Genomic DNA, 26,520 nt, shown 5'->3' with positions numbered 1-26,520 from the left:
TCTACTCTTACCCCGGATGCTAGCAAACGGCAGGCCAGCAATGCCGTCGCGCACTCCATAGGAAAGCCGCACCGCGCCATGCGGCCCAAGGCCCGGACACTCACCAAACCAGGGCAGCGGCGCACCAAGCCTGCGCACCGCAAATGCGTGCCCAGCGCTTGCCAGCTCCAGCGCACAGGGGGCCCCGCAGCGGCTTGCGCCAAGGCAAGATCTGGGCAAAACGTGCCTGGCGCTCAGCACGGCGCAGCGCTTTCGCGACACCGGGCACGCTTTCTGCATCAGCTCCTGCCGAGTAGAAGCGTTCAGCGCTGCCATCCCTTGCGGGTGGTAGCGCCCGGAAATTGCTCAGTTCGACCCGGTACCGCGGCGGCACACGCCTGTGGGTACAGGGCATTCCACCGAACCTGGGCCACCACCATGTTGATGCAACGCCGCCGCTTTCTCTTGACCACCCTCGCCCCTTCCATCGCCGCCACGCTGGGTGCCCCTGCCGTGGTGCGTGCGCAGGGCGCATCACTCACCCCGCTCAAGTTCACGCTGGACTTTCGGGTGACGAGCCAGACCTCGCCCTTCTTCCTGGCGCAGGCCAAGGGCTACTTCAAGGACGAGGGCCTGGACGTGACCATCGACGTGGGCGCAGGCTCCGTGGCATCGATCACACGCGTGGCCAGCGGTGCCTACGACATCGGCCTGGGCGACATCAGTTCGCTGGCCGAGTTCCACGCGCAGAACGCCGACACGCCGGTGCAGGCCATCTACCAGTACTACAACCGCGCGCCCTTCGTCATCATCGGCCGCAAGGACCGCGGCATCACCACCGATTTCCAGTCGCTCAAGGGCAAGAAGGTGGCGGCGGCCGCCGTGGAAGCCACGCGCCGCAGCTGGCCCATGGTGGCCCGCGCACTCAAGACCAAGCCCGAGCTGTTCGACTGGGTGACCACCGACTTCAGCGCGCGCGACAACGTGGTGGTGCGCGGCGATGTGGATGCGGCCACCTATTTCCACGACTCGGCCGTGTCGCTGTTCGCGCGCGTGCCGGCCAAGGAACTGTCGGTGCTCGAATACAACAAGGCGGGCCTGAACCTGTATGGCAATGCCGTGCTGGCCGGGAAGCTTCTGCAGGAGAAGCCCGAGGTGGCCAAGGCATTCCTGCGCGCGAGCAACCGCGCCCTGCGCGAGACGCTGGCCAATCCCGAGGCCACGTTTGCCGCCATCAAGGCGCGCGAGGCCATTCTGAACATGGACGTGGAGCGCGAGCGCTGGGCCATCACGCGCCAATACCTGCAGACGGCCGAATCGCAGGCCGTGGGCCTGGGCGGCGTGCAGGGCGCCATACTGGCGCACCAGATCGAGGAGGTGGCGGCCGTGTTCAACCTGGCGCGCAAGCCCGCGCCCGAGCGCGTGTTCAACCCGGCCTTTTTGCCGGCCCTGGCCGACCGCAAGGTGGTGGCATGAACGGCAGCGCAGCACCCGCCGCACTGCTGCCGCAGGAGGCCACCATCGACGAGCGCGACGGCAGGTACCTGCGCCAGGCCATCGTCCTGGCCGACAAGGCCCGTGCACGCGGCAACCGGCCCTTTGGCGCGGTGGCGATCAGCGCCGATGGCAGGCTGCTGGCCGAGGCCTACTGCAATACCACTGAGACCGGCGACTGCACCGGCCACGCCGAGACCAATGCCGTGCGCCAGCTCAGCCCGCGCGTGGGGCGCGATGCGCTGGCCCAGGCCACGCTGTACTCGTCGGCCGAGCCCTGCGTGATGTGCGCGGGCGCCATCTTCTGGTCGGGCATCGGCCGCGTGGTGTTTGGCATCGACGCGGTGCGGCTGCGCGGGTTCCGCGGCGAACGCGCCGAGCAGCGCGATGCCGAACTGTCGTGCCGCGATGTGTTCGCCGCATCGCCGCACGCCATCGAATGCATAGGCCCGGCCCTCATCGCGGAAGCGAGTGCCTCGCACGCGGGCTTCTGGAAGCTCTAAGCAACCAGCGACAATCGCCCACCATGCCGCCCAAAGCCCCGTCCATGACCGAACCCGAAGCCGATGGCAGCAGCAATGTCTCCGGTGCACTGCTCAGCCGCTCCAAGCAGGGGCGCGAGCGCATCCTGGGCGCGATCCGCGAGGCGGCGATTGCCGAGTTCAGCCGCCATGGCTTCAAGGGCGCATCCACCAAGGCCATCGCCGAGCGCGCGGGCCTGACCAAGCCGCAGCTGCACTACTACATCGCCAGCAAGGAAGAGCTGTACGAGGAGCTGCTGTACTCGGTGCTCAACGGCTGGTCAGGTGCCTTCCAGTTCGACAGCGAGAGCGACGACCCCAAGAAGGTGCTGAGCACCTATGTGCGCAAGAAGCTCGACTACGCACTGGACAATCCGGGGCTGTCGCGCATCTTCACCACCGAGGTGCTGGGCGGCGGGCGCAACCTGGGCCGGTACTGGCCCGTGGCCGTGAAGTCCACACAGCAGAAGGTGGACCTGATCGACCGCTGGATCGCCGAGGGCCGCATGCGCCCGCTGGACGCGCGCCTGCTGCTGATGCAGATCTGGGGCATGACGCAGCACTACGCCGACTACGGCGTGCAGGTGCACATCATGCTGGGCCTGGCGCCCGAAGAGACCATCGACCGCGAACCCATCGTGCGCGAGCTCACCAATTTCGTGCTGCTGGGCTGCGGCCTGGCACCCGATTTCGCACCAGAGTGAACAGGCCTGCACGCTTGCGGGCGTAGCAGCAGCGCCCACACAGCGCTTTGACCCAGGGCAAGGCAGGCAACGGCCCGAAAGCCCTGCTGGCACAGCATTTGCAATAGTTTGACCAATCGATCAAATCAAGTGGTCAAACATGCAAACCCCAGCCACGGCAGCGCCGCTGCCCGCCACGGAACAGACTTTTGAACTGGTGCTTGCGCGCAGCCAGATGCGGCTGCCCGTGGAGCCCGGCGAAAGCATGGCCGATGTGCTGCAGCTCGCCGGCATCGCCATCGACACGCTGTGCGAACAGGGTGTGTGCGGCACCTGCGCCACGCGCTGGCTGGCCGGCGCACCCGACCACCGCGACAGCTGCCTGAGCCCCGAAGAGCAGGCCACCCATGTGGCCGTGTGCTGCGCGCGCAGCCACGGACCCACGCTCACGCTCGACCTTTGAAGAAGGAGCCCCCGCCATGCGCATCCTCGTGATCTATTGCCACCCGGTGGAGACCAGCTACAACGCAGCCCTGCATGCCGAGGTGGTGCAGCAGTTGCGCGGCGCGGGCCACGAGGTGGACGACTGCGACCTGTATGCCGAGGACTTCAACCCCGTGCTCAGCCGCGAGGAGCGCCTGGGCTACCACGAGGTGCCCAGCAACCGCCTGCCCGTGCAGGGCTATGTGGACCGGCTGCTGTGGGCCGAGGCGGTGGTGTTCTGCTTTCCCACCTGGTGCTTCGGCATGCCGGCCATGCTCAAGGGCTTTTTCGACCGGGTGCTGATGCCCGGCGTGGCCTTCGACATCAGCGACCCGCACAACGTCAAGCCTTCGCTCACGCACATCAAGCGCATCTCGGCCGTGGTGACCTATGGCCGCCCGCGCTGGACGGCGCTGCTCATGGGCGACCCGCCGCGCAAGTCCGTCACGCGCTACATGCGCCTGCTAACCGGCGGCAAGGCGCGCGTGGACTACCACGCCTACTACCACATGAACGTGGCCACGCCGCCGCGGCTGGCCGCCTTCAAGGCGCGCGTGGGCCAGGCCATGGCGCGCTTTGCCTGAGGGGATCTTGTCCATGCACGCATCCAACGCCCCCGACCACCTGCTGCGCGCGCGGCTGCCGCGCTGGCTGCTGCCGCGCCAGTGGCCCGCCCAGGGCAGCCAGCCCGCGCTGGCCGATGTGCACCTGGTGCAGGGCCGCGTCGAGTCCATCGCGCCGCACCGCCCCGCGCAAGCTGCCCCCGCAGGCGCCACCTGGGACCTGGCCGGAGCCCTGGTGCTGCCCGGCCTGGTGGACGCGCACACCCACCTGGACAAGGCCTTCACCCTGCCGCGCATGGGCACGGTGAAGCCCGGCCTGCTGGGCGCCATCGAGGCCATGATGGTGGACCGCCAGGGCTGGACCGAGGCCGACATCCGCGCCCGCGCCAGCCGCGCCCTGCAATGGGCGTACGAGGCCGGCACCGTGCACCTGCGCACCCACTGCGATTGGTGGGAGCCCGACGCGCAACCGCTCGCCTGGAACGTGCTGCGCAGCCTGGCGCACGAATGGGCGGGCCGCCTGCTGCTGGAGCGCGTGGCCCTGATCCCCCTGCACCTGTACACCGAACGCACCACCGCCATGCGGCTGGCAGCCACCGTGGCCGACAGCGGCCCGGGCGCGCTGCTGGGTGGCTTCGTGCATTCCACCAACTGGGACCCACAGGCCCTGCGCCACCTGTTCGAGGCCGCGCAGCACCACGGCCTGAACGTGGACCTGCATGTGGACGAGGAACTGCACCCCGGCGCCCAGGGCCTGGCCACCACGGCGGCGCTGCTGCAAGAACTGCGCTTCGAGGGCCACGTGGTCTGCGGCCACACCTGCGCGCTGGCCGCGCAGGACGAGGCCACCGCCCTGGCCACGCTGGACGCCGTGGCGCGCTGCCCCATCACCCTGGTCACCCTGCCCATCACCAACCTGCTGCTGCAGGACGCCACCACGGGCCGCACACCGCGCCAGCGGGGCATCACCCTCGTCAAGGAGGCGCGTGCGCGCGGCATCCCGGTGCTGGTGGCCAGCGACAACATCCAGGACCCGTTCTGCCCCGTGGGCAGCCTGGACCCGCTGGAGGCACTGGCCACCGGCGTGCTGGCGGCGCAGCTCGACGCGCCGTTCGACCGCTGGTCCGAGGCGCTGTGCCGCAGCGACTGGCTGCGCCGCGGGCCCGATGCCCTGCCCTTGCAGCCCGGCATGCCGGCCGACCTGATCGTCTTCCAGCAGGCCGATGGCTGGGGCTTTCCGTCGCGCACGCAGCAGCGCGTGGTGCTGCGCCAGGGCCGCGTCACCAGCGGCCATGCCAGCGCGGCGTGGCACGTGGCAGGTGCTGCGCCCGCCCCCTCTTCTTCCATCGCCGTTTCCGCACGGAGCCTTGCATGACGACCGCTTCCACCACCCCTTCGGGCATTGCCCAGCCCCTGGCCCGCTATGCCGCCTGGCGCCGCGCGGGCGACCTGGTGTTCCTGTCCGGGATCATCGCCGTGGACCCTGCGGCCAGCCGCATCGTGCGCGGCTACGCCGACATCCCCGACGAGGCGGCCACGCTGATCGGCCGCACGGGCGAGTTCAGCAGCGACATCAAGGAGGGGCCCATCCTGGCGCAGAGCTGGTATGTGCTCGACCGCATCCGCCAGACCATCGAGGCCGCGGGTGGCCAGATGTCCGACGTGTTCAAGCTGGTGCAGTACTTCAAGCACCTGGACCACTTCCCCCAGTACAGCCGCGTGCGCAAGCTGTTCTTCCCCGGCGAGCCGCCGGCCTCCACCGTGGTGGAGGTCACCGGCATGCTGCCCACGGCCGACATCCTGATCGAGGTCGAAGCGACTGCCTACCTGCCGCTGCGCTGACCTCCCGCACATCCCTCCATCCACGAAAGACCCGCCCCATGCTGCACGGCTACACCCCGCCCCACCGCTACCTGCCCTACCTGAGCTGGACCGAGATCGTCAACCTGCCGGACAAGGAGAACACCGTGATCGTGCTGCCCACGGGCGCCACCGAACAGCACGGCCCGCACCTGCCCTGCGCGGTGGACACGGTGATCAGCGCGGGCGTGGTCGGCCATGCCATGGCTCGCCTGCCGGCCGAGGTGCCGGCCTTTGCCATGGCGCCCATCACCTACGGCAAGTCGGAGGAGCACCTGCACTTTCCGGGCACCGTCACGCTCAGCGGAGAGACGCTGCTGGCCACCATGAATGAGGTGGGCGAGTCGGTCTACCGCGCGGGCTTTCGCAAGCTGCTGTTCGTCAACGGCCACGGCGGCCAGCCGCAGGTGATGGAGATGTGCGCGCGCGAGCTGCGCCTGCGCCATGGCGACTTCATCGTGGTGCCGAGCTTCACCTGGCGCGTGCCGCACGTTGCCGGCAAGTACCTGTCGGAGCAGGAAAAGAAGCTGGCCATGCACGCCGGCCATGCCGAGACGGCGCTGATGCTGGCCCTGGCCCCCGACACCGTGCACATGGAGCGCGCGGTGGTGAACTACCCGCCCGTGTTCGGCTCGCCCCTGCTCTCGCCCGACGGCCGCCCGGCCTGCGCCTGGAGCGCGCGCGACTTCGGACCCAGCGGCATCATCGGCGACCCGCTGCCGGCCACGGCCGAGCAGGGCCACGCCATCCTCGATTCGCTGGCCGTGAGCTGGGCCGCCGCCATCACCGAGCTGCACCAGCTGCGCTGGGCCCCGCGCGCCGAAGCCACCTGGGGCCGCGCCAACCACACGGGCCATGTGGAGAGCTCCACCGCCCTGGCTTGAAACCTGCGAACGCAGCCGCATCCATCCCCCCTTTTCGTCCCTGTTCCCCCTCCACCACCTACCGGAGCACTGCCATGATGAAGAAGACCGCCTCCCGCCTTTCCAAACTTGGTGCAGCTGCGCTGCTCGCTGTGGGTGCCGCCGGCACCCTGCAGGCCCACGCGCAGGAAAAGTTCACCTACATGACCAACTGGTACGCGCAGGCCGAGCACGGCGGCTTCTACCAGGCTGTGGCCACGGGCCTGTACAAGAAGTACGGGCTGGACGTGACCATCAAGATGGGTGGCCCGCAGGTCAACATCGTGCAGATGATGGCGGCCGGCCAGGCCGAGTGCGTGATGGGATCGAGCGACCTGCAGATGATCCAGATGCGCGAGGGCGGCGTGCCGGTGACCACGGTGGCGGCCGTCTTCCAGAAGGACCCGCAGGTGCTCATCGCGCACGACGACGTGAAGAAGTTCGAGGACCTGAAGGGCAAGACCATCCTCATCGCATCGTCGGCCCAGCGCGGCTACTGGCCCTGGCTGAAGGCCAAGTACGGCTTCAACGATGCGCAGACGCGGCCCTATACCTTCAACATCCAGCCCTTCGTGGCCGACAAGAACACCGCCCAGCAGGGCTACCTGACGTCCGAGCCCTTCGCCATCGCCAAGGCCGGTGTGAAGGCCAACACCTTGATGTTCAGCGACCAGGGCTACCCCGCCTATGCCACCACGGTGAGCTGCATGGACAAGACCGTCAAGGAGCGCGGCACCGCCGTCGCCTCGTTCGTGAAGGCCACCATGGAAGGCTGGAAGAGCTACCTGGCCGACCCGGCCCCGGCCAATGCCCTGATCAAGAAGGACAACCCGAACATGACCGATGAGCAGCTGGCCTACAGCGTGGCCAAGCTCAAGGAGATGGGCATGGTGACGGGTGGCGATGCGGCGAGCATGGGCATCGGCGTGATGACCGATGCGCGCGCCAAGGCGAGCTACGACTTCCTGGTGGAGGCCAAGCTGATCGATCCGGCCAAGGTGAAGCTGGCCGATACCTACACGACCTCCTTCACCAAAGACCTGAAGGTCATGCCCTGACCCTCGGATCGCCATTACTGCCCTGAAACAGCGCCCCGCTGCTTGCGGCGGGGCGCATCCATCGAAAGGCGCGCACCATGACCCCCACCGCCCCCGCTGATTCCCCCACCCTGGCGCCCGCGCCGCGCAGCACCCCTGCCGTGCAGGTGCTGTCGGCCGAGAAGACCTACCCCAACGGCACGCAGGCCTTGCTGCCGGTGGACCTGGCCATCGAGGAAGGCGAGTTCGTCACCCTGCTCGGCCCCTCGGGCTGCGGCAAGAGCACCTTGCTGAAGATGGTGGCCGGCCTGCTGGAGCCCACCGACGGCCGGCTGCAGCTGTGGCACAAGCCCGTGGCCCAGCTGGAGGAAAGCGGCAAGAAGATGGCCTTTGTCTTCCAGTCGCCCACGCTCATGCCCTGGGCCAGCGTGCAGACCAATGTGCGCCTGCCGCTGGACCTGGCCGGCGTGCCGCGCCAGGAGGCCGATGGCCGTGTGACCGAGGCCCTGGCCCTGGTGGGCCTGTCGAAGTTTGCCAACGCGCTGCCGCGCGCCCTGTCGGGCGGCATGCAGATGCGCGCGTCCATCGCGCGCGGCCTGGTGACCCAGCCCGACCTGCTGCTGATGGACGAGCCCTTTGGCGCGCTGGACGAGATCACGCGCCACAAGCTCGATGCGGACCTGCTGGACCTGTGGCGCAAGAAGAAGCTGACGGTGATCTTCGTGACCCACTCGATCCACGAGGCGGTGTTCCTGTCGAGCCGCGTGGTGATGATGGCCGCGCGCCCCGGCCGCGTGGTGGAGGAGTTCCGCATAGCCGCGCCCTACCCGCGCACGGCGGACTTCATGGTCTCGCCCGAATTCAGCCGCTATGCCAAGCAGTTGCAGGACAGCCTGCTGCGCGCCAGCGCCGACACCGAGGAGACCGCAGCATGAGCACCCCCTACCCTGCAGCGCCCATCGCCGCGCCCTCAGCGGCTGAACGCAGCACACCCGTGCGCGCTGCCTCAGCCCCCAAGCCGCCAGCACCGCGCGTGCCGCTGATGGCCCAGCCCCGCGTGCAGCGCGTGGTCTACCCCGTGCTCGTGGGCCTGGTGCTCATCGCGCTGTGGCAGGGCCTGGTCACGGCCATGGAGCTGCCGCCCTACCTGGTGCCCTCACCTTTGCTCATGCTCAAGACGCTGTTCACCGACTGGGCGGCCCTGGGCGGATCGCTCTGGGTCACCGTCAAGATCACCGTGCTGGCCTTTGCCGTGGCCACGGTGGCCGGGGTGCTGATCTCGTTTCTGTTCGTGCAGAGCAAGCGCATCGAGACGGCGCTGTTCCCGTACGCCGTGCTGCTGCAGGTCACGCCCATCGTGGCGGTGGCGCCGCTGATCATCATCTGGGTGAAGGACCCGACCGCGTCGATGGTGATCTGCGCCGCGCTGGTGGCGCTGTTCCCCATCATCAGCAACACCACGCTGGGCCTGCGCAGCGTGGAGCCGGACCTGCAAAGCTACTTCAAGCTCAACCGCGCCACGCGCATGCAGACCCTGCTGCGCCTGCGCATACCGAGCGCACTGCCCTACTTCTTCGGCGGGCTGCGCATATCGAGCGGGCTGGCGCTGATCGGCGCCGTGGTGGCCGAGTTCGTGGCCGGCACCGGCGGCCAGGGCGCCGGGCTGGCGTACCAGATCCTGCAAGCGGGCTTTCAGCTCAACATACCGCGCATGTTCGCCGCGCTGCTGCTGATCTCGCTGACCGGCGTGGCGCTGTTCGCGCTGATGGCCTGGGGCACCCGCTTGGCCCTGGGCAGCTGGCACGCCAGCGAAAACTCGCACGACTGACCCTGCCCCCCGACCGAACCGCATCCACTTTTTGACACCGCGCACGCGTGGTGGGGCCGCGCTTTGCCCGCCACCACCCGCCGCACCGACAGGAGAGACACATATGACCACCGTAACCGCCCCCCAACTGCCCGAACAACTGCCCGGCCTGGACTGGATTGCCGACCCGCTGCGCGTGGGCCGCCTGTCGCAGGACTTTGCCTGGTTCAGCCCCGTGCTCAAGCGCGACCTGGCCGGCAAGCGCGGCGACGTGGCCGTGCGCCCGCGCACCGAGGACGAGATCCGCCAGGTGGTGGCGGCCTGCGCGCGCGCGCAGATCCCCCTCACCGTGCGCGGCAGCGGAACCGGCAACTACGGACAAAGCACCCCGCTGCATGGCGGGGTGATCCTGGACCTGTCGGGCTACAACGGCTTGGGCTGGGTGCGCGGCGGCGTGGGCCGGGCGCAGGCAGGCATCCGCCTGTCGGACTTCGACGCGCAGGCCAAGCCCCTGGGGCAGGAGCTGCGCTGGCTGCCCTCCACCTACCGCAGCGCCACCTTGGGCGGGCTGTTCGGCGGCGGCTTCGGCGGCGCTGGCTCCATCAACCACGGCCCGCTGGCCGCACCGGGCAACGTGCTGGCCGTGCGCGCCATGACGGTGGAACCCGAGCCCCAGGTCATCGAGCTGCGCGGCCCCGAGGCCATGCTGCTGCACCACACCTACGGCACCAACGGCATCGTGCTGGAGCTGGAGGTGGCGCTGACCCCCGCCGTGGCGTGGACGGAGTGCATCGTCACCTTCACCGACTTCGACGCGGCGCTGGAATTCGCCGACCGCTTTGGCGCCGCACCGGGGCTGGAGAAAAAGGAGGTGTGCTTTCTGGCCGCGCCCATCCCGGCCTACTTCACCAGCCTGGCCGAGCACCTGCCCACAGGCTGCCACGCGGTGATGCTGCTGGTGGCCCCGCACTCCGAAGACGGCATGCGCGAAATGGCCACCAAGTACGGCGGCAGCGTCAGCTACCGCAAGACCGCCGACGAAGTGGAAAAGAGCCACAAGACCCTGCTCGAATACACCTGGAACCACACCACGCTGCACGCGCTGAAGGTGGACAAGACGCTCACCTACATCCAGAGCGGCTTCAACCCCGCCACCCGGCTGGAGCAGGTGAAGGCGCTGGAAAAAACCCTGGGCGGCGAGGTGATGATGCACCTGGAGTTCCTGCGCACCAAGGAGGGCGCCTTCAACTGCAGCGGGCTGCAGCTCATCCGCTACAGCACCGAGGAGCGCCTGAACCAGATCATGCAGATCTACCGCGACCATGGCGTGCAGATCAACAACCCGCATGTCTACATCGTGGAAGACGGCAAGCAGAACAACCTGGATCCTGCCGTGGTGGGCACGAAGCGCCGCTTCGATCCGCAGGGCTTGCTCAACCCCGGCAAGCTGCGCAGTTGGACCTCCCTGTAGTGACGGGGGTTTTCTGCCATCGCCAATCCATCTGGTGGCGCCTTCCGATGGCCAGGGCGAAGCAAACGTAGGAACCGGCGCATGGGCGTGATGCCGGCCCCGTGTCGGTGGGCGCGCACCTGCAAATGACCCATGGACTGGTGCAGGTGGGCACCAGCCCCGACGCGCAGGAGCAGTTCCACTTGATCTACAGCGCGCGCAAGGTGGTGCACCCGCTGCTCACGCGCCTGCTGGAGGCCGAAAAAAGCGGAATGCTATTGAATCAATAGCTGTTTGCGCTTATTGGAAAAGCGCTGGAGGCCAGTTTCATTCAAACCCCCAGGCGCCGCCGCCCACGCCAGCCCAGGGCGCCCAGCAGCGCCGACAGCAGCAGCACGCCCCACTCCGACAGCGTGGGGATGGCCTGCGCACCCACTACGGGTGGCGCGGCAAACAGCAGCATCGCGTGCGGGTCGGTGATCGCGCCCGGCGTGGTGGTGTCGCCGTCGCCCACGCCGTTGTCCGTCACGGTGAAGGTCAGCCGGTTACCCGCCACGCTACCGTGAGGGAACCACGTGGACGCCGGGGCGCCCACGCTGGCGGGGCCGAACTTGTGGGGCTGCAGGCCCGCCAGGCTGCCTGCGGGGTAGTCCATCTGCACCGCCAGCGTGGCGCCCGCGCAGCCCGTGGCGGCAAAGCGCAGCACGCCCAGCGGGGCCGTGGCGTTGGCGGGCAGGTTGTCGCCTGCGGTGGCAGCGCTCAACGTGAGGCTGCTCACCACGCAGCCCGCCGGGCCGCCGCTGATGCCCACCACCACCTGCTGCCCCATGCCGCCGCCGGGCAGCGGCAGGCTGACCGGGCTCACGGTGTGCGTGATGCCCGCCAGGGCGCCCATGTTGTTGGCGTCGCCGCCGTAGCTGGCGGTGATGGCCTGCGTGCCCATGGGCAGGGTGTTCACGGCGCAGACGGCCGCGCCGCCGACGAGGGGCGCGGCCGCGCACAGCGGCACGCCGCCTGCGCTGAACGCCACCGTGCCCGTGGGGCTGTCCGCCCCGGACAGCGTGGCGGTGAAGGTGACGCTGGCACCTACGGGGCTGGGGTTGGCGCTGGCGGCCAGGGCCAGCGCGGGCGTGGCATGGGTGCTTGTCGGCAACGCGTCGGACACCATGCCGTTGACGAACACGCGCAGCGCGTAGCGGCCACGCGGCAACACGCCCGGCGCGGCCACGTCCACCGTGGTGGCCGACGATGACGTGGGCGTGAGCCAGCGCGTGGCGCCGTTGTCCAGCCGCCGCAGCTGCACCAGCGGCAGCGGCGTGGGCGATGCGCCCGTGCCACCGCCGCTGGCCTCGCTGTCGCCGTGCAGGCGCAAGCCGCCCAGGGTGAAGGCGGTACCGTCCACTAGGCGGGCCGGGCCGCTGGCAAGCTGGGGCACGCGGGCCGCTGGCACGGTGCCTCCAGCGGGGTCATAGCGTTCGGCACTGGCCAAATTGCCACCGGAACCAATGCCGCCCGCGGCCAGCACGTGGCCCGAAGGCAGCAGCACGCTGGCGTGCTGCGCACGGCCCGTGATCAGCGGTGGCGTGCTGGCCCAGGTGTTGGCAGCGGGGTCGTACAGCTGGCTGCCGCTCCGTGCCCCGCTGAGGTAGCCCCCAACCAACAGCACCTGGCCGCCGGGCAGCAGCATGGCCGTTGGATCGCTGCCGCCGGTACCTGCGGCCAGCGTACCCGCGGGCGACCAGGTGCCGGTCGCCGGGTCGTACAGCTCGGCGGTCAGCTCGGCGGTGGGGCTGTTGAAGGGGCCGGTGGCGCCGCCCGCCACCAGCACCTTGCCCGAGGGCAGCAGGGTCGCGGTGTGGTCGCTGCGCGGGATGGCCAGCGCGCCCGTGGCGGTCCAGGTGTCTGATTGGGGGTCGTAGATCTCCGCGAGGGCGGTGCGGCCACCGTTGGTGAACCCGCCCGCCACCAGCACGCGCCCATCGGGCAGCATCACGCTGCTGCCAAAGTAGTGCCGGACCGAGAGCATCGGCGCGCGCAATGCCCAGGTGTCGGTCGCGGGGTCGTAGAGCTCCACGGTGTTGCTGGACGGGCCTGTCCCGTTGGCCCCGCCGACCACCAGTACCTTGCCCGACGCCAGCAGCGCGGCGCCCCCGCCTCTGTGTGCGGCGTTCATGGGGCCGGTGGCCGTCCAGGTGTTGGTGTTCTCGTCGTAGCGCTCGGCGCTGGCACCTGTGCCGCTGGCCACCAGCAACTGGCCGGACGCCAGCAAGGTCAGGGTGGGCATTTCGCGGCTGGTGAGGTGGTTGGCGGCAGGGCTCCAGCTGTTACCCACGGGGTCATACAGCCGTGCGGAGGTCGACAAACTGGTAATCGCCAACACCTTGCCTGACGGCAGCAGCGAGGCCCGCGTGACGCTGCCCCCCATGCCCATGCTGCCCGCCGCGCTCCACGCGCCGCTGGCGGGGGTGTAGACCTCCGTGCTGGCCAGAAGCGGGCCGGCGCCGGCGCCAGCCACGGCGAGCACCGTGCCATCGGGCAGCACCGTGGCCGTGTGGTAGAGGCGCGGGCTGGCCAGCGCGGGGGCCGCAGTCCAGCTGTTGGTGCCGGGGTTGAACAACTCGGCGCTGCCGAGCAGCCCATGGATCAAGTTGGAGCCTGCCGCGACCAGCACCGTGCCGTCGGGCAGCAGGCTGGCCGTGTGGCTGAAGCGCCCCGTGGTCAGCGGGCTGACGGCGGTCCAGGTGCCGGCACCGGAGTCGTACAGCTCGGCCTGGGCCAGGGCCAGGGCCAGGCTGTCGGCTCCGCCCACCACAAGGACCTGGCCGCTGGGCAGCAGGGTGGCCGTGTGGTCATAGCGCGCGGTGGCCAGCGTATTGCCGACGGTGGTCCAGGTGCCCAGGGCGGGGTCGTAGAGTTCGGCGCTATTCAAAGCGGCGCTGCCATTGACCGTGCCCCCTGCGACGAGCACCTTGCCATCGGGCAGCAAGGTGGCCGTATGTTCAAAACGCGGCTGGGCCAGGGCGCCGGTGTCGGACCAGGCGCCCAAGCCGCCGTTCGCGGCGGGGTCGAAGAGCTCCGCCGGGCTGGTGGCTGGGCCGGGGGGCCATCCCCCCGCCACGAGTACCTTGCCATTGGCCAACAGCGTGGCGGTGGCTTCGCGGCGGGCATGGCCCAGGGCGCCAGCGGCGGCCCAGGTGCCAGTGGCGGGGTCATACAGCTCGGCACTGGCCAGGACAGCGCCATCCATGCCCCCCGCCACCAGCACCTTGCCGCTGGGCAGCAACGTGGCGGTGTGGCCTTGGCGCGCCGCAGCCATGGCGCCCGTGGCCGCCCAGGCGCCGGTGGCAGGGTCGTACAGTTCGGCGCTGGCGGTGCGCGCGTTGCCTGCCACTTGCCCACCGGCCACCAGCACCTTGCCATTGGGCAGCACGGTGGTGCTGTGGTCGCTGCGCGCGGCAGCCAGGCTGGCACCGCTGGCCCAGCCCACAGCCTGCGCCTGCGCGGCGCCCGCCTGGAGCAGCAGCCAGCCCCCCAGCAGCCAGCCCCCCAGCAGCCAGGCCAGACACAAGGCGGCACGGTGGCGCGCGGACAGCAGGTTTCTTGGCATGTTTTGACCTCCGGCGCTTATCCATTCAGCGCAAGCAGCTATTGTTTTGATAGTTCTTCAGCCATGCGCCTGCGCACAGGCGAGTGGTGCGCGCGATGCTGCCATCGCGCCGGGCCGTTGTCTGTCCTCAGAACTGATGACATCACACAGCTCACCACAATATGGGCGCGGCGCCCCGTCATGTGCATGATCACAGTCGTCACGAACCCGGGAGGGCAGTCAACGAGGTGCAAGCCACGGGAAGGCAACCAAGGAAAAGACAGAGGACAACCTTCGGTTCACGACGGCGCATGGTTCCTCTGGGTCGACACGCGCCGGTGCTCACACACCAAACCGGTCACTCGCACCGGTATCCCCGTCGGCAACGATCGAACGCCCGGTCTCGGCGGAGCAGTGGCCGTCGGTGCGGCTGCCCGTCGATTGACCGCTCAATACGAAGCCGTCGCTCAGGTTGTCGACGCGAATGACTTGGTACAGCCTCATGCCGTCGGCAATTGCTCTTGCCGAGAACGATTGGCGCACTGGTCTACCTAACCAATACAGCAGAGCTCTTTTGGGGACTCTCGTGTAAGGCCATGACAACCACTTGGTCCAACGCACCAAAAGGCCCCTCCGCCCCCTCGGGGTGAAGCGCTGTGATGCGTACCCGCTCCCTAAAGCGGAGGAAAGAGGTGTGCGGCGTCCCTTCAGCTAGGACCTCAACCATGCGGCGTTCGGCAATGCAGGACGAACCAACGTTGACATCTGTGTTGGACACAGTGCCCGAGCCGATGATGGTGCCGGCCGATAACTTGCGCGTGCGCGCCGCATGAGCAATCAACTGGCCAAAGTGAAAATGCATTTCACCGCCATGTGGGTGACCAAACCATTCGCCGTTGCGCTGCGTCTGCAGCCGCAGGTGCACGCGGCCGCCCTGCCACGCGGGGCCCAGTGCATCGGGCGTGACGGCGATAGGGGCAAACGCGGTGGAGGGCTTGGCCTGCAGAAAGCCGAAGCCGCTTTTGGCCTCGCGCGGGCCGAAGGCACGCAGGCTCCAGTCGTTGATGAGCACGATGAGGCGCACATGCTGCAGCGCCTCTTCAGCGGTGACGCCCATGGGGGTTTCGCTGAGCACCACGCCAAACTCGCCCTCGAAGTCGATCTGGTCGGCTTCGGACGGCAGGGCCACATCGTCGTGCGGGCCCAGAAAGTCGTCGGCTGCGCCCTGGTACATGAGCGGAATGGTCTCGAAGTCCGCCACCGGCGGCACCTTGAAGGCGCGCTCCATGAGATGGCCGTGGTTCAAGAACGCTGAGCCATCGAGCCACTGCCAGGTGCGCGGCAGCGGCGCCAAACACTGGCGTGCATCGAAAGGCATGGTTCCCAGGGCGGCAGGCGCGTTCACGGTGCGGGCCAGGTCGTGCAACGCGGGTTCCACCCCACTCCAGCGTTCCAGCGCATCAAGCAGCGTGGGGGCCACGGGGCAGGCGCCGATGCAGCGGCGCGCGTCGTCCGAAACGACCACCAGGCGACCATCGCGCTGGCCGTTTCGCAGGGTGGCGAGTTTCATGGCGTCACCCCGGCCGCAGGCTGCAGCGGCAGCACCGGGTCGAAGATGGCCACAGCCCGCGTCCATCCTGCCGAGGCGCCGCGCACCTTGACAGGAAAGCACGAGATGTAGAAGCCGCTAGCAGGCAGCGCCTCCAGGTTGTGCAGTTTTTCGAGGTGGCAGTAGCCAATGTCGCGCCCGGCCTTGTGGCCCTCCCAGATCAGCGATGCGTCGCCGCTTTCTGCATAGCGCTGCGCGGTGTAGGCAAAGGGGGCGTCCCAGCTCCAGGCGTCGGTGCCAGTCAGGCGCACGCCGCGCTCCAGCAGGTACATGGTGGCCTCGTAGCCCATGCCGCAGCCCGCCCGCGTGTAGCCGGGCGTGCCGTAGGCGCTGCCCGCGCGGGTGTTGACCACCACGATCTGCAACGGCTGCACCGTGTGGCCGATGCGGGCGAGTTCGGCCTCTACATCGGCGGCCTGCACCACGTAGCCGTCAGGCAGGTGGCGAAAGTCCAGTTTCACGCCGGGCTGAAAGCACCAGTTCAGATCCACCTCGTCGATGGACAGCGCGCGCTGGCCGCCGTCCATGGTGGACGCGAAGTGGTACGGCGCGTCCAGGTGGGTGCCGTTGTGGGTGTTGAGCTGCACATCCTCCACCGCCCACGACTCGCCGTCAGGCAGGTCTTCCTTCTGAAGACCCGGGAAGAACTGCGCCAGGTCCGCAAAGCTCATCTGGTGATCGATGTAATTGATGCGCGGGCCCAGGCCTGGGGGGTCGGAGACAACATCGTTTTCAAGGTGCATCGAGATATCGACGATGCGGCGCGCAGGTGTGGCGAGCGTGGTGGTCATGGCGGGGTCGGGTGGAAAGGTCGAAACAAGGCGATCAGGATTCGGCTGTGAAGCCGGTCTGCTTGATGAGGCCGCGCCACTGGTCGGCATCGGCCTTGAGCATCTGCGCCAGTTGGGCTGCGGTCGAAGACCGGACCTCCAGGCCGTACTGCTTGCCATAGTCCACGACCTCTGGGTGAACCAGCGCGCTTTGTAGCGCTTGCGACGCGCGCTTGACGGTATCGGCAGACGCCTTGCCGGGCAGGAAGAAGCCATACCACTCGCTGACCTTGAGGGGGTAACCCAGCTCCGTCAGCGTAGGCACCTGCGGCAGAAACGGCGAGCGCTTGGCACCTGCAATGGCCAGCACGCGCAATTTGCCGCCCTTGCTGTGCTGCAGGTAGTCGCCAATGGGCCCCCAGAACGCGGGGATCTGCCCGCCCAGCAGGTCTTGCATGCCGGGCACCGTGCCCCGGTAGGCGATGTGGCGCATGTCGATCTTGCTGAACTGGCCCAGCAGCACGCCCACCATGTGCGGCATGGAGCCTGCGCCGGGGCTGCCGTAGTTGGCGTTGTTGGGGTTGGCCTGCAGCCACGCAAGAAAGTCGGCCAGCGTTCGCACACTGTCAGGCACGCCGGGGCCCACCGCCAGGCCGTGGTCGAACATGGCGCCCAACGACACGGGCGCCACGTCATCGAGCGTGTAGCGCAGCTTGGGGTAGGTGTAGGGGTAGATGGACAGCATGGACGACGGGGTGATGAGCAGGCTGGTGCCGTCGGCCGGGCTGTCGCGCAGGTTGAGGATGCCGATCTGCCCGCCTGCGCCGGGCTTGTTGTCCACCATCACGGCACCGGCGTACTGTCCTCGCATGCGGTCACCCACCCGGCGGGCCAGCGCGTCGGCCGTGCCCCCGGCGGGAAATCCCGAGATGATGCGCGCCATGTCGGGCATGGCGTCCTTGCCGGCCTGCGCCCAGGCAGCGGGAGCAACGCCCAGGGTGGGCAACAGGGCGGCAGAGAGCTGAGTGAAGCGGCGGCGGGTGATCATGTTGTCTGTCTCCGGTAGGTATGGGTGGGTATGCAGCACAAGCTCCGCAAGCCCTGTGCGACAGGGCCTGCAGCGGGCGGCATGAAAAAATTATACGAACGTACAAACGCCGAATCACCAGGGTTTGTACGAGTGTTCAATAAATTTATACAAACGTATAAACCAGCCTATGCCCAAATCCACCCCCTCCAAAAAAGCAGCGGCTGCAGCGCCCACAGCCTTGGCGGCCAAAGCACCACTACCGGCGCGCAAGCGCGCTGCCGCCCCCAGCGCCACTAGCGAAGAAGCGCTGCCCCCCAACCGCCAGGCCAACATCCTGCAGGCGGCCGAGCGGCTGTTTGCCACGCGCGGCTTTCACGGCGTCTCGATCCGCGACATTGCCGACGAGGCTGGCGTGCCGCTGGCACTGGTGGGCTATTACTACGGCCCCAAACTGTCGCTGTACCACGCCATCTTCCGCGCGCATGCGGGCTACATCGACGTGCGGCTCAAGTCGCTGGCCGATGCCCAGCAGAAGGCACCGCCCGGCCAGTTGCTGGAAGAGATCGTGAAAGCCTTTGTGCTGCCCGTGCTGGAAGTGGCCAGCCAGCCCGCAGGCCACCACTTTCTGCGCCTTTTGTCACGCGGCATGAACGACCACCTGGAAGAAGACGAGCCCATCATCCGCGAGCTGTTCGACCCGCTGGCCCATGCGTTCATCGACGCCATTGCAGCCGCCCTGCCCCAGGCCACGCGCAGCCAGGCCGCGTGGTGCTACCAGTTTGCGCTGGGCGCGCTGCTGCACCACGTGAACGACCAGCGCATCGAGCGCCTGTCGTACGGCCAGAACCAGCCCGGCGACGAGGCCACGGCCGGGCCGCTGCTGGTACGTTTTATTGCGCAAGGCATGCGCGGCGCCTGTGAAGGCGCAGTGCACTGACGCCGAACCGCTGACACCCCGCCCCGATCACCAGCACTGCCGCGCGAGCGCCGCATGCCAGGCACAGCCACGCCCATTTTTATGGCCTCTACCCACCGCTACCCCAGGTGGCTGGGGCCCTGCGCTGCCGCCCCACCCACGGCGTCGGCACGCCAGACCGGCGCACCCTAGCCGCCACGACCCGAGCGCACATAACGCGCTGACACCTTTCCCCCGTTGAACTGCCTCTTCGGAACAGCCCTGGCTGCGCCGTGGGCCGGTTCGCCCTTCGCTTGCCCCCTACCCATCGAAAGACACCATGAAACCTCGCACATCCCCCACGCCCCACCCCTCCCACCCTGGGGCCCGTCAGCCCTGGGCGCGCAGCCTGGGCACCGCAGCAGTCCTGTCTGCCGCCACGCTCGCCGCGCAGGCCCAACCCGCATCAGGCCCCGGCCTGCAGCTGTATGGCCTGGTCGATGCCGTTGTGGGCCGCTTTGCGGGTCCCGCTGCCGGCATCAATGCGCAGGACCGCGCCGTGACCAAGCTCGACGGTGGCGGCATGTCCACCAGCCACTGGGGCGTGCGCGGCACCGAAGACCTGGGCGGCGGGCTGTCGGCACAGTTTGAGCTGTCGTCCTTTGTGCGCAACGACTCGGGCGCCACCGGCCGCAGCGACGCCTTGCCTGCGCCCGTGAACGTGGCGGCCGACCCCGTGTTCTCGCGCGCCGCCTGGGTGGGCGTGTCGCACCGCGACTGGGGCCGGGTGCGGCTGGGCAATGTCACGTCGTTGCTGTTCCTGAGCTCCATCACCTCCAACGCGTTCGGCGACTCCACCGTGCTCGGGCCGCTGAACCTGGTCACCTTCATCGGCAGCCCGCTCACAGGTGGCACGGCATGGGCCAACTCGGTGGTGTATGACAGCCCCAACGTCGCGGGCTTCAATGCCTCGGTGGCGCACGCCATCTCCGAAGGCCAAGGCGGCGGCAACAGCGCTGCGCGCCTGGCCTACGCCAAGGGCCCCTGGGCCGCATCGCTGGCGTGGCAGAGCGTGAAGAAGAACCCCGGCACTTTTGCCGACGGCACCTCACCCAACGACACACGCGCCTGGCAGCTGGACGCGTCGTACGACTTCGAGGTGGTCAAGCTGTTTGCCCACCTGGGCCGCATCGACAACCGGGGCACGGCCGCTGCACCGCTCAACGTGGCATACCGCGTGTGGGATGTGAGCGCTGCCGTGCCCGTGGGCGCGGGCCGCGTGCTGGCGGGCTACGCGGTGCGCCGCACCAGCGACACCGTGGGCCCCGTGCCCGCCACGGTGGCGGGCGGCAATGTGGAGCGCAAGGTGTTCACCCTGGGGTATGACTACTTCCTGTCCAAGCGCACGGACCTGTATGCCATGGTGATGCGCGACAGCACCCAGACCCGCACGCTGCCTGCACCGCCCTCGGTGATCAGCGCACAGGGCACCAGCTTTGCAGTGGGGGTGCGCCACCGGTTCTGAGCGCACTTCACAACGGTTGTCTCCAAGTTTCAGGGCGCCTTCGGGTGCCCTTTTTTTCAGCGACAAGCGCGTTCACAGCATGCAACTTGAAGCATCTGCTAGCACAGAAAGATCTTGATAGCACGTTCCGGCCCGAGCCCGCTAATACTTGCGAGAACGGACGCAAACGGCGGCTGTGCAGCGTTTGCTGTCGTTCGCAAAGCCTATTCCGAGCGTCCGCTGTCGGCCAAGAAGCGGGCCTCCTGGACTGACAAAACCACTTCGCCCACCGAATCGGAGCGCAGCAGGTCTTTGGCTCTCAGCTCTGCGAGGATGAGACTGGGCAGTTTTGACAGCATTTCCTCTGGCTGGGCTCGTATCCAGGCCTTCACTTTGTCCGGAGGCAGCGAAGAGTCAGTGATGAGGCCCGCAATCGCGGATGCGGTGATTCGGGACAGCCCGAACTCTACGAGCGACCTGCGGAACGGCAATGATTCTTAGAAACTCATCAGCACTAAGTCTTTGATTTATAAGGATTTCCAGAAAAATGCGCCATTGTTGCTTAGGCAGTTGCGTCACTCTACTTTCGTCGGTGAGGATTTAGCGCCGCTTTACTTTAGTGAAATACCTAGCCAAGAGTGTCACGCCAGGCCACCCGGCTCACCTCACTCAAGACTCACTGGGTGTTTCAAATTTATCCTTCAACTGCCCAGGTCTTCAGCGCAATCGAAAGCCTCTTGGTCGACAAAGCGCCCTAGTCTTCGCAATAGCGGAAGTAGGTCTCCGTCCGCATACGAGCATCCAGTGCATTCGGGGTCCGCTTGCTGAGCCTTAGCCGCCATTTCGGGCAAGTGCCCCTGGCCGCTGGCCAGCAGTCCAGCCAATTGGGCATATCCGGGGCGCCAAGCACTAGCCTGGGGAAACCCCCCTCGAAGGCTGGCAAGTATCTGCATACCGGAATGATCTAGGTCGCCAAAAAAATACACCGGCACTGTCTGCGAGTTCTCTCGACAGTCCCCCGGGAGGTCAAACAACCAAGAGCAGATTGCTGGCAGCATCTCCCTACATGCAGGATCTCGCAAATACAGACGGCAGCCAATGCGTGAACGTAGCCTTCGCGCGCTACCCCTAAAACCTGCCGCATAAACCAACAGACTTCTCGCCCAGGCGGAAGCGCGTGCGTCGGCCATGTTCTCAAAAGTGACCAAGTTCTCAATAAACAGCACATCCTCGAAAGCTGGGAAACGTCCATCGCCGCACGCAAGCCCTGGACTGGGCGGCGCCAGCAGCAACTGGATCGGCGCCTCGAAGAATTGGCCTGACGTCGCACCCAATAGTTTCAGTAGTTCCTCTCGATGGTCCAACACCTTGGAGCGGCCTTGAAAGACGCGCGCTGAGGCCTCACGGAGGGCCATAGTTCGGCCTGACCAGCACAAGTTGGTCAAGGTGGCGAGGCTGCGGGTGGCCTCTTCTACAGGTAGTCCTTCTACAGGGACCAATGGGCTACGGGCCAGGTGGTCCAGCACGGCGGCCGGATCCGCAGGTGCCTCCAGCGGATTCGCCGCCCAGTGTGCGGCCAAGTGCGCGCGCCACTGCTGGCGCCAGCGTTGGGCCTTTGGGGTGTATCCGGCCCACGCCGCCAGGGCGTCGAAATCGCACAGCTCCAGCCGGGGCTTGCGGTCGCTGAAGCTGGCGAATGCGCGAGGCGCTTCCAGCAGCAAGGCGACCCAGCCCGTGGCACACAGGTCATCGAGTTGCATGCGCAGCAACTGGATCTGGTCGGCATCCACCGCATCGTGCAAATCTGGCGCAGCTTTGCGGTCTAGCGGCAGGCGAACCGGCCCCTGGGCCGTGCTGCGCTCAGCCTTGGCGAGCAACAACCGGGCCAAGCGCAGCAGGAAGGGATGCGGCGAAGGCGGATCGGGCAGCGAGGATGATTCGGGCGTGTCCATGATCAGGGCGAGGGCCTGCATTCATCCAGGCTCGCGCGGGCATCTTCGGCCGTTGGATCCGGGATCTGTTCTTGGCCCTGTTGCGCATTCCATTGGGCACGTGCGGCCTCGCGGGCTCTCTCGGCGTGGGCACCCCACAGCCGGGCCAGGGCCGGGCGGTTGAGCGTTTTCTCCTGCGCTTCGCTGATAAACAGTTCCTGACCATCGCGACGAGCCATCACCTTGGAGAAAGTGAACTCCTTGTCGAACTCGGGTTTAACCGCGCCCGATTTGGACGTGGGCATGGCCACGATGAGTTGCAGCCCCAGTGTCTGCGACAGGAACTGCAGCACGTTGCGCGAACGCGTTTCGTCCATCTTGGAGAACGCCTCGTCGCTGAGCATCAGCCGCAAGGCGGGTGCCTCGCGGCGGTCGCGGCCGAAGTGCCCGAGCGCATGGGCCAGCACGGCCGAGCGCACCACGTAGAACGGCGTTTCCAGCTCGCCGCCCGAGCCTGTGCCCCAGGTGGACAGCCGCGTGGTACCCACCGGGCTGGTGCGCAGGATGTCGTAGCGCCGGTAGTTGCGGTAGTCGGCCAATTCGCGCAACGCGCGTTCGCTGGCACCCTGGTCATTGGCCAGCAGCAGGCGACGAATCTCTTCCGCAGTAGCGCGCTGCTCATCGGTGAGTCGCGGGGAGGTGAAGATGGAGCCGCGGTCATGCTCCAGCCCCTCAACCGCGCTTTCCACCGCCTCGAAGAGATCCTGGACTTTCTGCATACGCGGCACCCAGTCCCATTCCAACCTGAAGGTGTCGCTGCCGAAGCGGATGTCTTGCAGGTGGCGGTTGAGCCGCTGTAGTGTCAGCGCACCCTGCTTGACATCGTCGCGCACCTTGAAGCAGAAACTGCTGGTGAAGACATGGTTGAACTGACCTTCGGCCTCGCGCAGGGCACGCGCGTTGTCCGCTAGCCCGATGGCGCGCTGGCGCTGGGCCTGCTCAGCAATGGAGGTGCGGGTGCGTTCGACCAGGGGCAGCAGCTCTTCCAGCCGGTCCACGCTGCGCGGTGGATCGGTCCAGGCAAAGCGCTCGCTGTCGTCGCGCGCGCCGGACAGATAGGTGCCCACGGCCTGGGCCAGTTCGCGCAGTGTGCGAGGCAGGCCTTCGCGCAGGCTCTGCACGCGATGGCGCAGCGCGTCCAGACTGGTTTCTGGCTCGGCCGCCAGTGTCTGGGCTTCGTCCAGCAATTGAGGCTCGGTAGCCAGGGTGGGCACGGCACCCGCGAAGCGCAAGGCCCAGACCGTGGTGTTCGTGCAGGCGATGTCGAGATCCGGTAGGCGTTCCGCCAGGTTTTTCTCGCGGCGGCGCAGTTCCACCAGTTCCTTGTCTGTGGCACCGACTTGCTTCAGCTCTTCGTCGCGCTGCCCTGTGACGTTGCTGATGCGAGTCTTCAGACCTTTCTGCTCGGCCAGCAATTCGTCGATGGCCGACAGGTCCAGCGCCTTGAACGCTTGTTCGGCATGCGCATGCTGGGACTGGCTTTCCAGCACCGCAAGCAGCAAGGGCGTAAGCGGCGTGAACACGGGGCCGTTGAACATGCGGGTGATCGCGAGCAGCGACTGGCGCAGCGCTTGCAGTGCACGCGTCTCTTTTGCCAGGCGTTTGAGTTCGTCCTCACACCATTGCCGGCGCCGCTGGCGCGCGCCTTCCCCAAAAGCCAGCTCGCCATCGGGTGCGCGGCAGGAGAACATCCCGTAGCCCCGGCTGCCCAGACCTTCCTCCATCAGCCCCTGTGGGGTGCGCGCCAACTCTTCTTCGGTGTCCACCTTGCGCACGCGGCCGTACTGCGCCATCAAGAAAGCATGACCCACAGGGTGCTGGCAGATCAGTTCGTGCAGCACGGCCCGGGCCTCCAACTGGCGGCCTTCGGTGTCCTCCATCGCCTTGCGGCCCTGCACGACCTTGGGCGAGCGCACGCGATAGTGCTGTTTGATCAGCCGTGCACACCGCGCCTCCATGCCCGCCTCGACGATGATGGCGAAGCGGTCACCGCCCATATAGCCTTCGATGGCGTTTTGCCAGCGGGTGCCAGGGCGCGGCTCCACCAGTTGCGCGAGCAGGTGGGGGCGGGCTGAAGGAAGCTCGCGCTCGATTAGTGCCACCGCATCATGGGCATCCTTCGGGCCTTGAGCTCGGCCAGACTGCAAGCGGCGCAGTTCGGCATCGCGCTGTTCGGTGTCGTCCTTCAACTGATTCAGCTGCAAGCCCACGTCGGTCAAGGCCTGCAGCACCGCGCCTTGCACCGAGGCCTCGCCGTCGTGGAGGCCCTGGCGCAGGCTGGCCAGTTGCGTGTCAAAGGCTTCCAGCTCGAAGGCGGGCAGCACCACGTCCAGCATCGCATCGCGCGCATAGGCTTGGGCCATGGCCGGCCAGGGTTTGAGAACTTGCTGCGCGGCGGGGCGCAAGGTTTGTACCGCAGCAGCCAGTTCCGGGACGGCCGACAGGTCCAGCATCAGCAGTTGCTCGAGCTGCGCGGCCATGCCGCCGATGCCGCGCGCGGCCTCCTGCACATGGCTCCAGTGCAGGCGGAACTGGTCGGCCTGCAGTCGAATCTGATTTTCCAGCGCCTGCTTCTCGCGTGCCACGTCGCTGTCGTCCAGGCGCTTGTCCACCCCGCGCAATTGTTCGCGCAACTGGGTCTCCTGCGCTTCGAGCGAGGCCAGCTTCTCTTGCAACTGTGCCTGTTTCTTGTCCTGCGTAGCGATCTGGCGCTGCACCGAGGTCAGTTCATCCTGTGTCTCGCTGCGCGTGCGCAGAGCATGGGCGATGGTGGTGGTGACGAATCGTCGTGCCTCATCAATGACCTGGTCCGCACTGGCCTGGGCGGCATCGAGCCTCTCCAGATTCAACGCCAGGCGCTCAGCCTCCAGCTTGAGGCTGGCGATGGAGCGCATCAGCTCACGCATCTTGTCGAGGTCTTTGCTGAAATCGTGCGGTTCCAGGATCTCGTCGCGCACCAAGTCGTTGACGTTGCCAAGTTCCTTGTAGGCCATGGCCTTGACGAGCGACTTGGCCGCGCGCGTGGCATCGTGTTCGCCGACCGCCGTCTTGCCCATCAACGCGCCATAGAGATGCTGCAGATAGCCGCCCTTGTCGGGGAACCGCTGCACCACAGCAGCGGCTTTGTCGGTATGGGCCTGCATACGGTGCTGAAGTTGCACATACAGTTCCTTCAGTGGCAATGGTGACGCAGTGAGGACCTCGCCTGCCCGGCGTGTCAGATGGTCCAGCGACAGCGCCCGACGCACGATGAAGAACTGGGGGGTGCCCTGGAGGACAGCGCGCCGGCCGTCCTCGAAAGCCTCCACGCCCACCAATGCCGTGAAAGGCTCTGCCTGCTCGCCTGCCTGTTCGGAAGCTTCGAAAACGATACCGGCGTAGCTGGTCGAGCGGGTGCGAAGGAACACACCGTCGGCCTGCTGCCCGAGGGCGTAGGCGGCCAATGTGCGGGGCTCTTTGCCGCCACGCCGACTCTGCGTGGATTCGTCCTGGCCAATGTTGAACTGCACCACGTGCTGGTGCGCGGCCGTCAGCACGGTCTGGATGGCATCGAGCAGCGTGGACTTGCCCGAACCCGATTCGCCCGTCAACAGAACGGCGTCAGCGAAGGGCCATTCACGGTCTTCCAGCGAACCCCAATGCCAGGTAAACAGCTTGGCGATCTTCATGCACTGTCCTCGGTGGCTGATTTGATGGCAGGCGCAGGGGGAGTCTGGCGGCCCATAATCCGCAATGCCTCTTCCAGGGCCTCGTCGCTGACGAAGCTCATCACTGGCCGCAGCACGGCCAGACCCATCTGCATGTCGCCGGCATCGTCGCCCTCGACGAAATGCAACACACGGTGTTTACGCAGTTCGCGCAACAGAACCATGCGCTCGCTAGCCGCATTGGGTAGCTTGTGCGCCAACAGCGAGACCACCGCTTGTGAAAGCTCTTCCAAGCTAATGGCCAGGCGTTCGTCCACCAGTGAGCGACGCCCGGTGAGCGCCTCGGTGTAGAGAAAACGCAGGGCGATCACGGCAGCCACGAAATCACGCGACAGTCTAGCGCGCAGGCGGCGCACCCCGTCTTCCTCGTCGTCCCCCCCGCCTTCGCCGGGTGGATACAGCCGCAGCAGGCGGGCATCGCTGTCGTGGGCCAGCACGAAGCCGATGCAGGCGAACCATTCGCGCAGCAACTGCTCGCATTGGATGGCGTCGTCGTACAGTGCGGCCTCGGGGCGGGAATGCTCGCGCCACACCACACCGCTGGCCAGCAGCCGCCCGGCCAATTCGGCGAAGCGTGCGGGCTTGACGTTGGCGGCGCCTTCGGTCGCCAGCCTCTGTTCGATGTACTGAGCCAGAGATTGCAGCATGG

The 26,520-nt window shown here is 67.3% G+C and carries 23 protein-coding genes; 15 read left to right on the top strand and 8 right to left on the bottom strand.

The annotated features are described in order from the left end of the window. Positions 1 to 423 precede the first annotated feature (423 nt). The 13 genes from ACAM51_RS19420 (at position 424) to ACAM51_RS19360 (ending at position 11,069) form a co-directional block, all read left to right on the top strand. Complete coding sequence (locus ACAM51_RS19420) at positions 424 to 1,455, top strand: ABC transporter substrate-binding protein (RefSeq protein WP_369643858.1); 1,032 nt, start codon at positions 424 to 426, stop codon at positions 1,453 to 1,455. Next, positions 1,452 to 1,976 carry a nucleoside deaminase gene (locus tag ACAM51_RS19415; protein ID WP_369641586.1) on the top strand — a complete coding sequence of 175 codons (525 nt, stop codon included), beginning with the start codon at positions 1,452 to 1,454 and terminating at the stop codon, positions 1,974 to 1,976. The genes ACAM51_RS19420 and ACAM51_RS19415 overlap by 4 nt, the downstream gene beginning before the upstream one ends. Positions 1,977 to 2,020: 44 nt before the next feature. After that, a complete protein-coding gene (locus ACAM51_RS19410; RefSeq protein WP_218340394.1) occupies positions 2,021 to 2,698 on the top strand; it encodes a TetR family transcriptional regulator C-terminal domain-containing protein in 678 nt (225 codons plus the stop codon). Between the two features lie 139 nt (positions 2,699 to 2,837). After that, a complete protein-coding gene (locus ACAM51_RS19405) occupies positions 2,838 to 3,140 on the top strand; it encodes a 2Fe-2S iron-sulfur cluster-binding protein (RefSeq protein ID WP_369641585.1) in 303 nt (100 codons plus the stop codon). Between the two features lie 16 nt (positions 3,141 to 3,156). Beyond that, positions 3,157 to 3,744 (top strand): NAD(P)H-dependent oxidoreductase, encoded by a 588-nt coding sequence (locus tag ACAM51_RS19400; protein WP_369641584.1) that lies wholly within the window; start codon positions 3,157 to 3,159, stop codon positions 3,742 to 3,744. 13 nt (positions 3,745 to 3,757) lie between these two features. Continuing rightward, positions 3,758 to 5,098, top strand: coding sequence for an amidohydrolase family protein (locus ACAM51_RS19395; protein ID WP_369641583.1), 1,341 nt, complete (start codon positions 3,758 to 3,760; stop codon positions 5,096 to 5,098). Continuing rightward, positions 5,095 to 5,565 carry a RidA family protein gene (locus tag ACAM51_RS19390; RefSeq protein WP_057228706.1) on the top strand — a complete coding sequence of 157 codons (471 nt, stop codon included), beginning with the start codon at positions 5,095 to 5,097 and terminating at the stop codon, positions 5,563 to 5,565. Before ACAM51_RS19395 ends, ACAM51_RS19390 begins: the two co-directional genes overlap by 4 nt. Positions 5,566 to 5,603: 38 nt before the next feature. Continuing rightward, on the top strand, positions 5,604 to 6,467 hold the full coding sequence (locus ACAM51_RS19385) for a creatininase family protein (protein ID WP_369641582.1): 864 nt from the start codon (positions 5,604 to 5,606) through the stop codon (positions 6,465 to 6,467). 77 nt (positions 6,468 to 6,544) lie between these two features. Continuing rightward, positions 6,545 to 7,543, top strand: a complete 999-nt coding sequence (locus ACAM51_RS19380; protein WP_218340600.1) for an ABC transporter substrate-binding protein — start codon at positions 6,545 to 6,547, stop codon at positions 7,541 to 7,543. 77 nt (positions 7,544 to 7,620) lie between these two features. Continuing rightward, positions 7,621 to 8,457, top strand: coding sequence for an ABC transporter ATP-binding protein (locus ACAM51_RS19375; protein WP_369641581.1), 837 nt, complete (start codon positions 7,621 to 7,623; stop codon positions 8,455 to 8,457). Positions 8,458 to 8,564: 107 nt separating this feature from the next. Then, positions 8,565 to 9,350, top strand: a complete 786-nt coding sequence (locus ACAM51_RS19370) for an ABC transporter permease (protein ID WP_369643857.1) — start codon at positions 8,565 to 8,567, stop codon at positions 9,348 to 9,350. A 103-nt stretch (positions 9,351 to 9,453) separates the two neighbouring features. Continuing rightward, complete coding sequence (locus ACAM51_RS19365) at positions 9,454 to 10,800, top strand: FAD-binding oxidoreductase (RefSeq protein ID WP_369641580.1); 1,347 nt, start codon at positions 9,454 to 9,456, stop codon at positions 10,798 to 10,800. A 125-nt stretch (positions 10,801 to 10,925) separates the two neighbouring features. Then, positions 10,926 to 11,069: a hypothetical protein gene (locus ACAM51_RS19360; protein ID WP_369641579.1), complete on the top strand. Its 144-nt coding sequence runs from the start codon at positions 10,926 to 10,928 to the stop codon at positions 11,067 to 11,069. Between the two features lie 41 nt (positions 11,070 to 11,110). On the opposite strand, the gene ACAM51_RS19355 is transcribed toward ACAM51_RS19360, so the two are convergent. From ACAM51_RS19355 to ACAM51_RS19335, 5 genes are all read right to left on the bottom strand, one after another. Beyond that, positions 11,111 to 14,386 carry an IPTL-CTERM sorting domain-containing protein gene (locus ACAM51_RS19355; RefSeq protein ID WP_369641578.1) on the bottom strand — a complete coding sequence of 1,092 codons (3,276 nt, stop codon included), beginning with the start codon at positions 14,384 to 14,386 and terminating at the stop codon, positions 11,111 to 11,113. Positions 14,387 to 14,707: 321 nt separating this feature from the next. Beyond that, complete coding sequence (locus tag ACAM51_RS19350; protein WP_218366904.1) at positions 14,708 to 14,908, bottom strand: hypothetical protein; 201 nt, start codon at positions 14,906 to 14,908, stop codon at positions 14,708 to 14,710. 4 nt (positions 14,909 to 14,912) lie between these two features. Beyond that, the gene (locus ACAM51_RS19345; RefSeq protein WP_369641577.1) at positions 14,913 to 15,935 is read right to left on the bottom strand and encodes a fumarylacetoacetate hydrolase family protein; all 1,023 of its coding nucleotides are present in this window, start codon (positions 15,933 to 15,935) and stop codon (positions 14,913 to 14,915) included. Next, positions 15,932 to 16,765, bottom strand: a complete 834-nt coding sequence (locus ACAM51_RS19340; RefSeq protein WP_255591224.1) for a cyclase family protein — start codon at positions 16,763 to 16,765, stop codon at positions 15,932 to 15,934. The genes ACAM51_RS19345 and ACAM51_RS19340 overlap by 4 nt, the downstream gene beginning before the upstream one ends. A gap of 34 nt (positions 16,766 to 16,799) precedes the next feature. Continuing rightward, positions 16,800 to 17,792 carry a tripartite tricarboxylate transporter substrate-binding protein gene (locus ACAM51_RS19335; protein WP_218340406.1) on the bottom strand — a complete coding sequence of 331 codons (993 nt, stop codon included), beginning with the start codon at positions 17,790 to 17,792 and terminating at the stop codon, positions 16,800 to 16,802. 169 nt (positions 17,793 to 17,961) lie between these two features. Between ACAM51_RS19335 and ACAM51_RS19330 the strand changes: the two genes are divergently transcribed. Both ACAM51_RS19330 and ACAM51_RS19325 read left to right on the top strand, forming a co-directional pair. Continuing rightward, the gene (locus tag ACAM51_RS19330; RefSeq protein ID WP_369641576.1) at positions 17,962 to 18,711 is read left to right on the top strand and encodes a TetR/AcrR family transcriptional regulator; all 750 of its coding nucleotides are present in this window, start codon (positions 17,962 to 17,964) and stop codon (positions 18,709 to 18,711) included. Between the two features lie 298 nt (positions 18,712 to 19,009). Beyond that, positions 19,010 to 20,194 carry a porin gene (locus ACAM51_RS19325; RefSeq protein ID WP_369641575.1) on the top strand — a complete coding sequence of 395 codons (1,185 nt, stop codon included), beginning with the start codon at positions 19,010 to 19,012 and terminating at the stop codon, positions 20,192 to 20,194. Positions 20,195 to 20,874: 680 nt separating this feature from the next. On the opposite strand, the gene ACAM51_RS19320 is transcribed toward ACAM51_RS19325, so the two are convergent. From ACAM51_RS19320 to ACAM51_RS19310, 3 genes are read right to left on the bottom strand one after another with little or no spacing between them, the layout of a single operon-like run. Then, positions 20,875 to 22,146 carry a hypothetical protein gene (locus tag ACAM51_RS19320; protein ID WP_369641574.1) on the bottom strand — a complete coding sequence of 424 codons (1,272 nt, stop codon included), beginning with the start codon at positions 22,144 to 22,146 and terminating at the stop codon, positions 20,875 to 20,877. Continuing rightward, positions 22,128 to 25,832: an SbcC/MukB-like Walker B domain-containing protein gene (locus ACAM51_RS19315; RefSeq protein ID WP_369641573.1), complete on the bottom strand. Its 3,705-nt coding sequence runs from the start codon at positions 25,830 to 25,832 to the stop codon at positions 22,128 to 22,130. Before ACAM51_RS19315 ends, ACAM51_RS19320 begins: the two co-directional genes overlap by 19 nt. Further along, positions 25,829 to 26,518, bottom strand: a complete 690-nt coding sequence (locus tag ACAM51_RS19310) for a DUF4194 domain-containing protein (protein ID WP_369641572.1) — start codon at positions 26,516 to 26,518, stop codon at positions 25,829 to 25,831. The genes ACAM51_RS19315 and ACAM51_RS19310 overlap by 4 nt, the downstream gene beginning before the upstream one ends. Positions 26,519 to 26,520: the final 2 nt, after the last annotated feature.

The organism is Acidovorax sp. A79 (assembly GCF_041154505.1).
In the GTDB taxonomy this organism is placed as follows: domain Bacteria; phylum Pseudomonadota; class Gammaproteobacteria; order Burkholderiales; family Burkholderiaceae_C; genus Acidovorax.
The sequence above is the reverse complement of the archived record's forward strand: the minus strand, read 5'-3'. Positions and strand labels throughout refer to the sequence as shown.